General features: G+C 71.3%; 12 protein-coding genes. 6 read left to right on the top strand and 6 right to left on the bottom strand.

The features are described from left to right. The first annotated feature begins 20 nt into the window (after positions 1-20). From typA to NBM05_RS08775, 5 genes are all read left to right on the top strand, one after another. Positions 21-1,937, top strand: a complete 1,917-nt coding sequence (gene typA / locus NBM05_RS08795) for a translational GTPase TypA (RefSeq protein ID WP_254166606.1) — start codon at positions 21-23, stop codon at positions 1,935-1,937. A gap of 15 nt (positions 1,938-1,952) precedes the next feature. Beyond that, positions 1,953-3,221: a PIG-L family deacetylase gene (locus tag NBM05_RS08790; RefSeq protein WP_254166605.1), complete on the top strand. Its 1,269-nt coding sequence runs from the start codon at positions 1,953-1,955 to the stop codon at positions 3,219-3,221. Between the two features lie 157 nt (positions 3,222-3,378). Continuing rightward, the gene (gene fdxA / locus NBM05_RS08785; protein ID WP_254166603.1) at positions 3,379-3,702 is read left to right on the top strand and encodes a ferredoxin; all 324 of its coding nucleotides are present in this window, start codon (positions 3,379-3,381) and stop codon (positions 3,700-3,702) included. A gap of 17 nt (positions 3,703-3,719) precedes the next feature. After that, the gene (dapC, locus tag NBM05_RS08780) at positions 3,720-4,862 is read left to right on the top strand and encodes a succinyldiaminopimelate transaminase (protein ID WP_254166601.1); all 1,143 of its coding nucleotides are present in this window, start codon (positions 3,720-3,722) and stop codon (positions 4,860-4,862) included. A 195-nt stretch (positions 4,863-5,057) separates the two neighbouring features. Then, positions 5,058-6,341 (top strand): citrate synthase, encoded by a 1,284-nt coding sequence (locus NBM05_RS08775; RefSeq protein ID WP_254166599.1) that lies wholly within the window; start codon positions 5,058-5,060, stop codon positions 6,339-6,341. A 293-nt stretch (positions 6,342-6,634) separates the two neighbouring features. Here the strand turns inward: NBM05_RS08775 and galE are convergent, their stop codons facing one another. Together galE and dapD are read right to left on the bottom strand one after the other, a co-directional pair. Further along, the gene (galE, locus tag NBM05_RS08770; RefSeq protein WP_254166598.1) at positions 6,635-7,651 is read right to left on the bottom strand and encodes a UDP-glucose 4-epimerase GalE; all 1,017 of its coding nucleotides are present in this window, start codon (positions 7,649-7,651) and stop codon (positions 6,635-6,637) included. Between the two features lie 28 nt (positions 7,652-7,679). Next, entirely contained in the window at positions 7,680-8,645 is a 966-nt protein-coding gene (dapD, locus tag NBM05_RS08765) for a 2,3,4,5-tetrahydropyridine-2,6-dicarboxylate N-succinyltransferase (protein ID WP_373689314.1), read from the bottom strand. A gap of 125 nt (positions 8,646-8,770) precedes the next feature. On the opposite strand from dapD, the gene dapE reads away from it, so the two are divergent. Next, entirely contained in the window at positions 8,771-9,922 is a 1,152-nt protein-coding gene (dapE, locus tag NBM05_RS08760; RefSeq protein ID WP_254166596.1) for a succinyl-diaminopimelate desuccinylase, read from the top strand. A 141-nt stretch (positions 9,923-10,063) separates the two neighbouring features. Here dapE and NBM05_RS08755 read toward each other — a convergent pair whose 3' ends face one another. The 4 genes from NBM05_RS08755 to NBM05_RS08740 form a co-directional block, all read right to left on the bottom strand. Then, positions 10,064-10,936 carry an amino acid ABC transporter permease gene (locus tag NBM05_RS08755; RefSeq protein WP_254166595.1) on the bottom strand — a complete coding sequence of 291 codons (873 nt, stop codon included), beginning with the start codon at positions 10,934-10,936 and terminating at the stop codon, positions 10,064-10,066. Then, a complete protein-coding gene (locus tag NBM05_RS08750; protein WP_254166594.1) occupies positions 10,933-11,616 on the bottom strand; it encodes an amino acid ABC transporter permease in 684 nt (227 codons plus the stop codon). Before NBM05_RS08750 ends, NBM05_RS08755 begins: the two co-directional genes overlap by 4 nt. 149 nt (positions 11,617-11,765) lie before the next feature. Then, on the bottom strand, positions 11,766-12,617 hold the full coding sequence (locus NBM05_RS08745) for a glutamate ABC transporter substrate-binding protein (RefSeq protein ID WP_254166593.1): 852 nt from the start codon (positions 12,615-12,617) through the stop codon (positions 11,766-11,768). Between the two features lie 72 nt (positions 12,618-12,689). Next, positions 12,690-13,469 (bottom strand): amino acid ABC transporter ATP-binding protein, encoded by a 780-nt coding sequence (locus NBM05_RS08740; protein ID WP_302183823.1) that lies wholly within the window; start codon positions 13,467-13,469, stop codon positions 12,690-12,692. Positions 13,470-14,161: the final 692 nt, after the last annotated feature.

Raw genomic sequence — 14,161 nt, 5'->3', positions numbered from 1 at the left:
AGCAAAGCGAGCTCATTCGTATGTCAGAAACCCCCAGCATCGCGACGCGGAGCGATCTGCGCAACGTGGCGATCGTGGCCCACGTGGACCACGGCAAGACCACCATCGTGGACGCCATGCTTCGCCAGACCAACGCGTTCTCGTCCCACGGCGACGTCGAGGACCGCGTGATGGACTCCGGTGACCTGGAGAAGGAAAAGGGCATCACGATCCTCGCCAAGAACACCACGGTCTCCTACTCGGGCCCCTCGGCCCAGGGCGAGACCGTGACCATCAACGTCATCGACACCCCGGGCCACGCCGACTTCGGCGGCGAGGTCGAGCGCGGGCTGTCCATGGTGGACGGCGTCGTGCTCCTGGTCGACGCGTCCGAGGGCCCGCTGCCCCAGACCCGCTTCGTCCTGCGCAAGGCGCTCGCGGCCAAGCTGCCCGTGATCCTCGTGGTCAACAAGGTGGACCGCCCCGACGCCCGCATCGAGGAGGTCGTCTCCGAGTCCATGGACCTGCTCCTGGGCCTGGCCTCCGACCTCGCCGAGGAGGTCCCGGACCTGGACCTCGACTCCGTCCTGGACGTGCCCGTGGTCTACGCCTCGGGCAAGGCCGGCCGCGCCTCGACCGAGCAGCCCGGCGACGGCGAGCTGCCCGAGAACGAGGACCTCGAGCCGCTGTTCAAGACCATCATGGACCACGTGCCGGCCCCCACGTACGACCCCTCGGGCGTCCTGCAGGCGCACGTGACCAACCTCGACTCCTCGCCCTTCCTGGGCCGCCTCGCGCTGCTGCGCGTGTTCAACGGCACCCTGCGCAAGGGCCAGACCGTGGCCTGGGCCCGCCAGGACGGCCAGCTGAAGAACGTCCGCATCTCCGAGCTGCTCAAGACCGAGGCGCTCAGCCGCGTCCCGGCCGAGTCCGCGGGCCCCGGCGACATCGTCGCCGTCGCCGGCATCGAGGACATCACCATCGGCGAGACCCTGACCGACGCCGAGAACCCCCAGCCGCTGCCCCTGATCACGGTGGACGATCCCGCGATCTCCATGACTATCGGCATCAACACCTCGCCGCTGGCCGGCCGCGTCAAGGGCGCCAAGGTCACCGCGCGCCAGGTGAAGGACCGCCTGGACAAGGAGCTGATCGGCAACGTCTCGATCCGCGTCCTGCCGACCCAGCGCCCCGACGCCTGGGAGGTCCAGGGCCGCGGCGAGCTCGCCCTGGCCATCCTGGTCGAGCAGATGCGCCGCGAGGGCTTCGAGCTCACCGCGGGCAAGCCGCAGGTGGTCACCAAGACCATCGACGGCAAGCTGCACGAGCCCATGGAGCGGATGACCATCGACGTGCCCGAGGAGTTCCTCGGCGCGATCACCCAGCTCATGGCCGCCCGCAAGGGCCGCATGGAGACCATGGTCAACAACGGCACCGGCTGGATCCGCATGGAGTTCACCGTCCCCGCCCGCGGCCTGATCGGCTTCCGCACCCAGTTCCTGACCGAGACCCGCGGTGCCGGCATCTCCTCGTCCTACGCCGACGGCTTCGAGCCCTGGGCCGGGCCGATCGAGTACCGCACCAACGGCTCGCTCATCGCGGACCGCGCGGGCGTGGTGACCCCCTACGCCATGATCAACCTGCAGGAGCGCGGCAGCTTCTTCGTGCAGCCCACCTCGGAGGTGTACGAGGGCATGATCGTCGGCGAGAACTCGCGCGCCGACGACATGGAGGTCAACATCACCAAGGAGAAGAAGCTGACCAACATGCGCTCCTCCACCTCGGACGCGTTCGAGAACCTGACCCCGCCGCGCAAGCTCACGCTGGAGGAGTCGCTCGAGTTCGCCCGCGAGGACGAGTGCGTGGAGATCACCCCGGAGGCCATCCGCATCCGCAAGGTGACCCTCGACGCCAACGAGCGCGTGCGCGCCAACCGCTCCCGCGCCCGCGCCAACTAGGGGCTGCCGCCGCCGATGACCGACACCACCGCACCCCGGTACCCCGAGCAGGGCGGGTTCGTCTCGCCCGACGCCGTGCCGGAGCTGTTGCCCCCGGGCCTCGCCCCGGAGGCGGCGACGCTGCTCTTCGTCCACGCGCACCCGGACGACGAGTCCATCGCGACCGGCGCCGCCATGGCCCGGTACGCGGGGCTCGGCGCCCGCGTGGAGCTGCTGACGATGACGCGGGGCGAGATGGGCGAGGTCATCGGCGCGGAGCACGCCGCGCAGGACGTGCGCAACCCGGAGCGGGCCGACGGCGGGGACGCCCTGGCCCGCATTCGGGAGCGCGAGCTCGAGGCGGCCTGCCGCGAGCTCGGCGTCGCCGGCCGCCGCTTCGCCCGGCGGGCGGCCGCGCCCGGCTTCTTTCGCGACTCCGGGATGTCCTGGGACGCGCGCGGAGCCGCCGCCCCGGACCCGGCCGCGCGCCCGGACTGCCTGACCCGCGCCCCGCTGCGGGAGGCGGCGGACGCCGTCGTCGAGGTCCTCGAGGAGCTGCGCCCCGACGTCGTCGTCACCTACGACGCCGACGGCGGCTACGGCCACCCGGACCACCGGCGCACCCACGAGGCCGTCATGGCCGCGCTGGAGCGCGCCGCGCCCGAGGCCCGGCCCCGCCTGGTCTGGGGCGAGGAGGGCGAGGCCGACCCTGCCGACGAGCGGGTCCAGGCCGTGGTCCGGGGCGACGCCGCGCGCAAGCGGTCCGCGATGGCCGCCCACGCCACCCAGGTGCGCGTGGGCGAGGGGACGAGCTTCGCGCTGTCCAACGACGTCGAGCAGCGGCTCAGCGGCGTCGAAGCCTACCGGCTGCTGGCCCGACGCGCCGACGCTGGGGGCCCCGCGGGGGAGGAGCGCGGCGTCGGGCCGGCGGCCGCCGGCGTCACCGGGGTCGTGCTGGGCCTGCTGCTGGGCTTCATCGGCACCATGTACCACGCCTCCATCCTGTACCTGACCGGCTGGTTCGTCCCGTGGGGCGCGGTGCTGGCCGTGCTCATGGTGCTGGCCGGGACGCTCTGGGCCGCGCACCACACCCGGCGGACGTGGGCGACGGCGCTGCCCGGCGTCGTCGCGTTCTGCACCGTGGGGCTGTTCGTCTTCGCGCGGACCGACGCGTTCCTCGTGGTGCCCAGCACCCGGGCCGCGATCGGCGTCGCCGGCATCGTGTGGACGCTGGGGATCCTGGCCGCCACGGCGCTCGGCGTCGGGATCGCGGGCCGGCGCTCCATGCTGCGTCATCCCGGTTAACCGTCCGTCACCGCGGGTAGTGATCCCGCTGACACTGGTCGGTCCGGGAATGGGTCTGGGACACTTGCGGGACTAGACTGGGGACGACGACCCGCGTCGCATCGTGAGTGACGTCCCGCTGGCATCGGCTCGCCCGGTGAATCGCTGAAAGGTTTGTATGACGTACGTAATTGCCCTGCCGTGTGTCGACGTCAAGGACCGCGCCTGCGTCGAGGAGTGCCCGGTCGACTGCATCTACGAGGGCGAGCGCAGCCTCTACATCCACCCGGACGAGTGCGTCGACTGCGGCGCCTGCGAGCCGGTGTGCCCGGTCGAGGCGATCTACTACGAGGACGACGTCCCCGAGGAGTGGGATCCCTACACCGCGGCCAACGCCGAGTTCTTCGACGAGGTCGGCTCCCCGGGCGGGGCCGCGCGGACCGGCGTGATCCCGTCCGACCACCCGCTGATCGCCGCCCTGCCGCCCCAGAACCAGGACTGACGGGAGTGGCCGCGCCGATGCCGAGCTTCGGACTCCAGCTGCCCGACTACCCGTGGAACGCGATGGCGCCCTACCGCGAGCGCGCCGAGCGGCACCCGGACGGCGTCGTCGACCTCTCGATCGGGACCCCCGTGGACCCGACGCCGGGGGTCGTGCGGGAGGCCCTCGCGGCCGCCGCCGACTCCCCGGGGTACCCCACCACCCACGGCGAGCGCGGACTGCGCGAGGCCATCTCCGGGTGGTACGCCCGACGCCGCGGCGTCGAGGGCCTGGACCCCGAGGCGATCATGCCCACGGTCGGGTCCAAGGAGCTGGTGGCGTGGCTGCCGACGCTGCTGGGGCTGGGCCCCGGCGACGTCGTCGTGCGTCCCTCGGTGGCCTACCCGACCTACGACATCGGTGCGGACCTCGCCCACGCCGAGGCGGTCGCGGCCGACGACCTCGAGGACTTGGACCCCGAGGTCCGGGCCCGGGTGCGGCTCGTCTGGGTCAACTCTCCGGGCAACCCGACCGGGATCGTGCGGGACGGGGACTCGCTGCGGCGGCTCGTGGAGCAGGCCCGCGCCGTGGGGGCCGTGGTGGCCTCGGACGAGTGCTACGCCGAGCTCGGCTGGGGCGCGTGGGACGAGGCCCGCGGCGGGCGCCGCATCCCCTCGATCCTGGACCCGGCCGTGTCCGGGGGCTCCCAGGAGCGGCTGCTCTCGGTCTACTCCCTGTCGAAGCAGTCCAACCTGGCGGGCTACCGGGCGGCGTTCATCGCCGGCGCCCCGGAGCTCATGCCCAACCTCATCAACTCCCGCAAGCACGCCGGGATGATCGTGCCGCGCCCGGTCCAGCGCGCCATGGCGGCGGCGCTGGACGACGACGCCCACGTCGTCGCCCAGAAGGACCTCTACCGGGCCCGGCGCGAGCGGCTCAAGCCGGCGGTCGAGGCCTTCGGGCTGCGGGTCGAGCACTCCGAGGCCGGTCTGTACCTCTGGGCCACGGCCGGGGAGGACACCTGGGAGACCATCGGCCGGTTCGCGGACCTCGGGATCGTCATCGGCTCCGGCACGTTCTACGGGGAGCTGGGCGAGGGGTACGTCCGCATCTCGCTGACCGGCAGCGACGAGCGCGTGGAGGCCGCGGCCGCGCGGCTGGACGAGGCCGCCCGGGGCTGAGGCCGGGGCGGCGCGCCGCGACCCGCCGAATTGGTGACGTTGTGACACTAACCGGTAGGGTGAACTGAGAGTTTTTGTGTCTCTGCCCACGGCGTGCGTCGCGGCGACCCCGCGCGCCCGTTCCGCGGGTGCGGGATCTGACCGCCCGGCTCGTATCTGCAAGAGCCGGCGGGATCACTGGCAACGGGAGGAAATATGACCGACAACGCAACGCTGAACTACGGCGGGAAGACGATCGAGTTCTCCGGCGTCGAGCCCTCCGTGGGCACCGGCGCCTTCGACATCGCCCAGCTGCGTTCGGAGACGGGTGGCCACGTCACCTACGACCCGGGCTTCATGAACACGGCCAACGCCAAGTCCTCGATCACCTACATCGACGGCGACGAGGGCATCCTCCGCTACCGCGGATACCCCATCGAGGACCTCGCCCAGCACTCGAGCTTCATCGAGGTGGCCTACCTCCTGATCTTCGGCGAGCTGCCCAGCGAGGACCAGCTGGCCGAGTTCGACCAGACGGTGCGCAAGCACACCATGGTGCACGAGGACATCAAGGTCTTCTTCTCCGGCTTCCCGCGGGACGCGCACCCCATGGCCGTGCTGGCCTCGGCCGTCTCCGCGCTGTCGACCTTCTACCCGGACTCCCTGGACCCGCACGACGAGCGCGAGGTCGAGGTCTCCACCTTCCGCCTGCTCTCGAAGCTCCCGACGCTGGCGGCCTACGCCTACAAGAAGTCGCTCGGCGAGCCCATGCTCTACCCGCAGAACAGCCTTTCTTACACCGAGAACTTCCTGCGCCTGTGCTTCGGCGTCCCCGCCGAGGACTACGAGGTCGACCCGGAGATCGCCAAGGCCCTGGACCAGCTGCTGATCCTGCACGCCGACCACGAGCAGAACTGCTCGACCTCCACGGTCCGCCTGGTCGGCTCCTCCGACGCCAACATGTTCGCCTCCGTCTCCGGCGGCATCAACGCCCTCTACGGCCCCAAGCACGGTGGAGCCAACGAGGCCGTGCTGAACATGCTCCGCCGCATCCAGGCCGAGGGGATCAGCCCCGAGGACTACATGGAGAAGGTGAAGAACAAGGAGGAGGGCGTCCGCCTCATGGGGTTCGGGCACCGGGTCTACAAGAACTACGACCCGCGCGCCCGCATCGTGAAGTCCACCGCCGACTCGATCCTCAAGAAGATCGGCGGCGACGACGAGCTGCTGGACATCGCCCTGCGTCTCGAGGAGAAGGCCCTCGCCGACGACTACTTCGTGGAGCGCAAGCTGTACCCGAACGTCGATTTCTACACCGGCCTGATCTACAAGGCCATGGGCTTCCCCGAGAAGATGTTCACCGTCCTCTTCGCGATCGGACGCCTCCCCGGCTGGATAGCCCAGTGGCGCGAGATGATGCAGGACTCGGACACCAAGATCGGGCGCCCGCGCCAGGTCTACACCGGTGCGCCCGAGCGCCGGTACCCCGGCGCCAAGTAGGCGGCTCCGGAACCGTCGCAGGATCGGCGCCGCCGAATCCGCGCCGATCCGGACCCGGCGGCGGTCCGGACCCGGCGGTGGTCCGGACCCGGCGGCGGCCTGACGAGAACGGCCCGCGCTCCCCGAGAGGGGAGCGCGGGCCGTTTCGCATCCCGGCGAGCGGGAGGCGGCTGCGCGTTGCGGCGGGCTGCGACGAGCACGCGGCCGGAGGCGGCCCCGCATCACGACGGGCGGCGGCAAGCGAGTGGCGGCGAGCGGGCGGCGTCGAGCACCGGGCCCGACGCCGCGCGGCCTCAGCCGGCGTACCCCTGCGGGTTCTGCTCCTGCCACCGCCAGTGGTCGGCGCACATCGTGGCGAGGTCCCGCGAGGCGGACCAGCCCAGGTCCGCCAGCGCGGAGGAGGGGTCCGCGTAGGAGACCGCGACGTCGCCCGGGCGGCGCGGCGCGAGCTCGTACGGGATGGGCCGCCCCGAGGCCGCCTCGAAGGCGTCCCGGACCTCGAGCACCGAGTACCCGTTGCCGGTCCCCAGGTTCCAGGTGTGCAGCCCGCCGTGCTCGACGACGTGGTCCAGCGCCTTCAGGTGACCGTCCGCGAGGTCCACCACGTGGATGTAGTCGCGCACGCCCGTGCCGTCCGGCGTCGGGTAGTCGTCGCCGAAGACCATGAGCTTCTCCCGGCGCCCCACCGCGACCTGCGCGATGAACGGCAGCAGGTTGTTGGGCACTCCCGTGGGATCCTCGCCGATCCGCCCGGAGGAGTGCGCCCCCACCGGGTTGAAGTACCGCAGCAGCGCGATGTTCCACGCCGGGTCCGAGGCCGCGAGGTCCATGAGCATGTCCTCGATGTGCTCCTTGGTCCGGCCGTAGCAGGACTGCGCGTCGAGGTTCAGCTTCTCGGTCAGCGGCATCTCCTCCGGCGCCCCGTACACGGTGGCCGAGGAGGAGAACACGATCGAGCGGCACCCGGAGGCCTCCATCGCCTCGAGCAGGTTGATCGTGCCCGCCACGTTGGTCCGGTAGTACCACAGCGGCTTGGCCGAGGACTCGCCCACGGCCTTGAGCCCCGCGAAGTGGATGACCGCGTCCGGGCGGCTGCGCCGGAACAGCTCGGTGAGCCTCGCGGCGTCGAGCAGGTCCACCTCGTGGAACTCGATCGGCTTGCCCCCGGACAGCTCCGAGACCCGCTCGAGCGAGGTCTTGGAGGAGTTCGCGAGGTTGTCCGCGACCACGATCTCGTGGCCGGCCTCGAGCAGCGTCAGAACGGTGTGGGAGCCGATGTACCCGGCGCCTCCGGTGACCATGATCTTCATGCGTCTCTCCTTCTCCTCGCCGGGCCCGTCAGTTCTGGTGCAGGGCGTCGTTGAGCTCGACCGAGCCGGTGCGCCGCTGCAGCGCCTCCACGGTGCCGGTCTGCGAGTTCCGCCGGAACAGCAGGTTGGGGGTCCCGGAGAGGTCCGCCGCCTTCACGACGTCGGCCCCGGCGTCGGACTTGACCGTCACGCGGGTGCCCGCGGTGATGTAGAGGCCGGCCTCGACGACGCAGTCGTCGCCCAGCGAGATGCCGACGCCGGCGTTGGCGCCCAGGAGCACCCGCTCGCCCAGGGTGACCCGCTGGGTCCCGCCGCCCGAGAGCGTGCCCATGATGGACGCGCCGCCCCCGACGTCGGTGTGGTCGCCGACGACGACGCCCTGGCTGATCCGGCCCTCGACCATCGCGGCGCCGAGGGTCCCGGCATTGAAGTTCACGAAGCCCTCGTGCATCACGGTGGTGCCGTCGGCCAGGTGGGCGCCCAGGCGCACGCGGTCAGCGTCGCCGATCCGGACCCCGGCGGGGACGACGTAGTCGACCATGCGCGGGAACTTGTCCACCGAGTACACGGTCAGCGGGCCGCGGGCGCGCAGGCGCAGGCGGGCCGCACCGAGCTCCGAGGCCAGGACGGGGCCGGCGCTGGTCCAGGCGACGTTGGCGAGCACGCCGAACAGGCCCTCGAGGTTGATGGTGTTGGGGCGGACGAGGCGGTGGGACAGGGCGTGCAGGCGCAGATAGGCGTCCGCGGCGTCGGTGGGGGCCTCCGCCAGGTCGATGCAGGTGCTGACGACCCGGGTCTCGACGTTGCGGGCCTCGTCGGCGCCCGCGGCGGCCTCGAGGTCGGCGCGGACCGACTCCTCGGGCTGCTTGGCGAGGAGGGGGGCGGGGTACCAGACGTCGAGGACGCGGCCCTGCTCCGGCCCGGAGGCGACGACGGTGGCCAGGCCCAGCCCGGCGGCGTGTGCGGCAGTGGTGCTGAAAGTCATGGCCCCCAGTGTACGGAAGTCGCACCCGGGATTCCGGTCGGGACCCGGCATGTGGACGACGGCCGCCGCGGGCCGGCACCCGGCATGTGGACAACGGGCGTCATCGGCCCCCCGGTGTCCTATGCTGGGGTGCCATGAGCACCACCGGCAACGCATCCGAGACCGCCCCCGGGACCCGCGAGGGAACCCCCGTCCTGGACCTGACCCAGGACGTCGCCCAGCTGACCGCGGACCTGCTGGACATCCATTCGGTGTCCGACCACGAGGGACCGCTGGCCGACGCCGTCGAGGCGGCCCTGAGCCCGCTGCCCCACCTGCGCGTCACCCGGCACGGGGACACGGTCGTGGCCCGCACCGAGCTGGGCCGGTCCGAGCGCGTGGTGCTCGCCGGGCACCTGGACACGGTGCCCCTGCCCACCACGGAGGGCTCGCGCGGGACCGTGCCCTCGCGCTGGGAGGACGAGGACGGCCGGAGGGTCCTCTACGGCCGCGGGGCCACGGACATGAAGGGCGGCGTGGCGGTCCAGCTGGCGCTCGCCGCGTCGCTCGCCGAGCCCGTCCGGGACGTCACCTACGTCTTCTACGACCACGAGGAGGTCGCCAGCGCGTCCTCCGGCCTGGGCAAGCTGCTGCGCTCCCGGCCCGAGCTGGTCACCGACGCCGACTTCGCCGTCCTACTGGAGCCCACCGCGGGGACCATCGAGGGCGGGTGCAACGGCACCCTGCGGTTCTGGATCCGCTCCCGGGGCCTCGCGGCCCACTCGGCCCGGGCCTGGAAGGGCGAGAACGCGATCCACGCGCTGCAGCCGGCCCTGGCCGCCCTGTGCGCCTACGAGCCCGCCACGGTCGGCGTCGAGGGACTCGACTACCGCGAAGGCCTCAACGCCGTCGAGATCAGGGGCGGCACGGCGGGCAACGTGATCCCCGACGCGTGCGACCTGCACGTCAACTACCGCTTCGCCCCGGACAAGACGCTGGAGGAAGCCATCGCCCACGTCGAGGAGGTCTTCGCCGGGTACGAGCTGGACGTGGTCGACCGCTCCCCGGCGGCCCGGCCCGGCCTCGACGCGCCGATGGCCCGCGAGCTGGTCGAGGCGGTCGGGGCCGAGCCGGCGCCCAAGTACGGCTGGACCGACGTCGCGCGTTTCTCCGCCCTGGGCATCCCGGCCGTCAACTTCGGCCCGGGCGACCCGCTGCTGTGCCATACGGACGACGAGCACGTCGACGCCGAGGACGTCCGCGCCTGCCGGGCGGCGCTGGCCGACTGGCTGACCACGACGCGCTGACCGACCCGTCCGTCATGGACGCGCTGACCGGCCCGCCCGTCGTGGACGCGCCGACCGACCCGCTCGTCGTCGACGCGCTGAGCGCCCCGCTCGTCGCACGCCGACGCCCCGCGGACCCCCGCGGCTCGTGGCCCCGCGGCGTCAGGCCACCTTCTCCGGCGCCCCCACCGCGGGAGCGGCCGTGATCTTGGTCCGCCCCGAGGTCCGGGTGCTCAGGTAGCCCGAGAGCCAGTTGGCCGCGCTGGTGAGCACGAAGTTGATGACGATGAACGCCACCGCCGCGACCAGCAGGGACTGCAGCATCGAGTTCGCCGCCCCGAGGCGCCGCGCGGAGTCCAGCAGCTCGGGGTAGGTGATGATGATCCCGAGCGCGGTGTCCTTGAGGATCACCACGAACTGGCTAAGCATCGACGGCAGCATGGCCACGAGCGCCTGAGGCAGCTGGATGATCCGCAGGACCTGGCCGTGGCTGAGGCCGACGGCGAGCCCCGCCTCGCTCTGACCCTTGGGCAGCTGGTGCACCCCCGAGCGGACCAGCTCCGCGATGACGGAGCCGTTGTAGAAGGTCAGGCCCAGGACCACCGCGAGGAAGGGCAGGTCCGAGGGCGGCACCAGGTCGAGGAAGCCGATCCATAGCCAGAAGAAGATCATCATCAGCAGCACCGGCACCGCCCGGAAGAACTCGACGACGACCGTGCACACGCCGCGGACCAGCGCGTTGGGGGCCAGGCGGCCCATGCCGAAGAGCAGCCCGAAGGCCACCGATGTCACGATCGAGACCAGCGCGGCCTTCAGCGTCGACATCAGCCCGGGCAGGTAGAAGTTCTCCCACGCATTGGCGGTGAAGACGAAGGACCAGCGCTCCCAGGAGAGCTGTCCCCGGTCGGCCAGCGTCGCGAGCAGCCACCAGACCACCACGGCCGCCAGCGCCAGGCCGACGACATTGAAGATCAGGGTCAGCCGCCGCCCGCGGGGCCCCTGCGCGTCGAACAGGACGTTGAGATTCGCCTTCATCGCTTCACCGCCCATTTCCTCGACGCCCACGTGGTGACCAGCCCCATTGGGATCACGATGATGACGAAGCACATCGCGAAGGTGAAGAAGATGGCGATCACGATGTCGGAGTTGAACTCGATCATGGTCTTCATCAGCCCGGAGGCCTCCGCGACCGACGCCGCCGTGGCCACCGTGGTGTTCTTGGTCAGCGCGATCAGGGTGTTGCCGAGCGGGGTGATCGAGCCGCGCAGCGCCTGCGGGAAGATGATCAGCCGCGCGGAGGGCAGGAAGCTCAGCCCGATGGCCCGGGCCGCCTCCGCCTGCCCCACCGGCACGGTGTTGACCCCAGACCGGATCGCCTCACACACGAAGGCCGCGTGGTACAGCGAGAGCGCGACGACGGCGAAGTTGAAGAAGTTCTGCTGGAAGTCCCCGGAGAGGGTGATCTGCAGCTGGGTCCACACGCCCAGCACCGCGATGAACATCAGGATGGTCAGCGGGGTGTTGCGCAGCAGCTGGACGTAGGTCGCGCCGAAGCCGCGCAGGCTGGCGATGGGGGAGATGCGCATCAGCGCCAGCAGGCAGCCGAGGACGAACGAGCCGATCGCGGCCCAGAAGGTCAGCTGGATGTTGACCCAGAACGCGCCGAGGACGTCGTACTGGCTCAGGACGGAAGCGTAGCGGTCCAGGAAGGACATGCGATCACTCCCTGCGGTGCTCTAGGGGACACGATGGCTCTCCGGTGGTGGGTGCGGGGGAGGGGGACGGCGGGCCGAGGGGTGGCCGGCCCGACGCCGGTGGCCGCCTCCCGTCCGCGCAGGGAGCGGGAGGCGGCCGTCGTCGTGGCTCAGGCGCAGCCGTCGGCCGCGGTGGGCGGGTTGAGGTCGCGGTTGTACTGGTAGTCCGCGCCCTCGGTGTTCTGGGTCACGGCCTCCTCCCAGGAGCCGTCCTCGACCATCTTGTTGATCGCCTCGCCGATCGCGGCGCACTGGTCGGAGCCCTTCGGGAGGCCGACGCCGTAGCGCTCCTCCGAGAAGGTGTTGCCCACGACCTTGAACTTGCCCCGGTTCGCGTCGGTCGAGGCCAGTCCGGCGAGGATGATGTCGTCGGTGGTCACGGCGTCGACGTTGCCGGCCTCCAGCGCCCCGAGGCAGTCGGCGTAGCCGGTCTGCTCGACCAGGTTGGTGCCCTGGGCGTAGGAGTCCTTGATCTTCTGCGCCGAGGTGGAACCCTGGACCGAGCAGAGGTTCTTGCCCTCGAGGTCCTCCGGCCCGGTGATGTCGGTGTTGTCCGACTTCACCAGGAGGTCCTGGCCGGCGACGAAGTAGGGGCCGGCGAAGTCGACGGTCTCCTTGCGGGTGTCGGTGATCGAGTAGGTCGCGAAGATCATGTCCACCTGGTTGTTGGAGAGCATGTTCTCGCGGTTGGCGGAGGGCGCCTGGACCCATTCGATCTGGTCCTCGGAGTAGCCGAGCTCGTTGGCGACGTACTTCGCGACGTCGACGTCGAAGCCGGTGTACTCGCTGCCGTCCTGGTAGCCGAGGCCGGGCTGGTCGTACTTGATGCCGATGCGCACCGAGTCGCCGTCGCCGCCCCCCTCGTCGGATCCGCCGCCGCCGCAGCCGGTGAGGACCAGGGTGGCCGCGGCGGCGATCGCGGCGGCGCCGAGGGTGCGGGATCTGAGGGTGCGAGTGCTCATGAGGTGCTCCTTGCGTGATGCGAGTCCGATTCGGGCGCCGTAGGGGGCGCCCTGCGGTGGGTGGTGGGTGGTCTAGTGGTTGAGGATCTTGCCGAGGAAGTCCTTGGCGCGGTCGCTCTGCGGGTTGGTGAAGAACTCCTCGGGCGTCGACTCCTCGACGACCTGGCCGTCCGAGAGGAAGATGACGCGGTGGGCCGCCTTGCGGGCGAAGCCCATCTCGTGGGTCACGACGATCATCGTCATGCCCTCCTTGGCCAGCGCGACCATGGTGTCGAGGACCTCGTTGATCATCTCGGGGTCCAGCGCGGAGGTCGGCTCGTCGAAGAGCATGACCTTGGGGCGCATCGCGAGAGCCCGGGCGATCGCCACGCGCTGCTGCTGACCGCCCGAGAGCTGGGCGGGCAGCTTGTGGGCCTGGTTCGCGACCCCGACCTTCTCCAGCAGCGCCATGGCCAGGTCCTGGGCCTCCTTCTTGGACTTGCCGCGGACCTTCATGGGCCCGAGCATCACGTTGGAGAGCACCGACTTGTGGGCGAAGAGGTTGAACGCCTGGAAGACCATCCCGACGTCGGAGCGCAGCTTGGCCAGCGCCTTCCCCTCCGCGGGCAGCGGCGTGCCGTCGATGCTGATCTCGCCCTCGTCGATGGTCTCCAGGCGGTTGATCGTGCGGCACAGGGTCGACTTGCCGGAGCCGGACGGGCCGATGAGGACGACGACCTCGCCGGGGTGCACCGTGAGGTCGATGTCCTTCAGGACGTGCAGGTCGCCGAAGTGCTTGTTGACCCCGCTCATCCGGACCTCGCCCCCGGCCTGGGAGATCGTTGCGGTTTCACCGAGTGGTTCAGTGGACATGGAACTCACATTTCTCGTAAGAGCCCGGACGTAAAAAGTGATCTAAGTTATATCAGAATATGTGTCCTAGGTAACGACAGGCTAGGGCCTTCGTGTTTCCCGATCGTGTCGGGGCGGAGTCCGCCCGATGACGCGCCCGCCGATCCGCGGATGACCGTGCGGCCTCGGCCCCGTGGGTCAGAATGGTGGACATGAACGTCATCCTCGTCGGCCTCACGCTGCTGGTCCTGGCGGCCGTCCTGATCTCGTGCGTCGCGCTCGGCTCGGACCGGTTGAGCGCCGCCCGGTACGCCTCCCGCGACGGCATCGAGGTACCGCCGCCCGCCCGCGGACCGCTCGAGGGGCCGGAGTGGGAGGACCGGGCGTGGGAGGACGCCGACGAGGCGGGGGGCGCGGGGCACGCCGCCCGCACTGCCTCGGCGGCCCGCACCGCCTCGACGGCCCGCACGGCCCCGGCGGCTCGGACGACTCAGGCGGCCCGCACCGCCTCGACGGCCCGCACCGTCCCGGCGCCCCGCCGGCCGCGGCGCGTGACCGCCGTGCAGCAGCGCGCCCCCCGGGGCGCGGCCCTCGCCAACCGCCTGCCGCCGTGGGCGGCGGTACTGCTCGTCTACGCCGCCACGCGCGTGTGGGGCTGGGCCGTCTTCGTCACGGTGGCGCGCCACCAGGGCGCCTCCCCATGGGGCGCCGCG

The organism is Rothia santali, from assembly GCF_024199905.1.
Taxonomy (GTDB): domain Bacteria; phylum Actinomycetota; class Actinomycetes; order Actinomycetales; family Micrococcaceae; genus Rothia; species Rothia santali.
The sequence above is the reverse complement of the archived record's forward strand: the minus strand, read 5'-3'. Positions and strand labels throughout refer to the sequence as shown.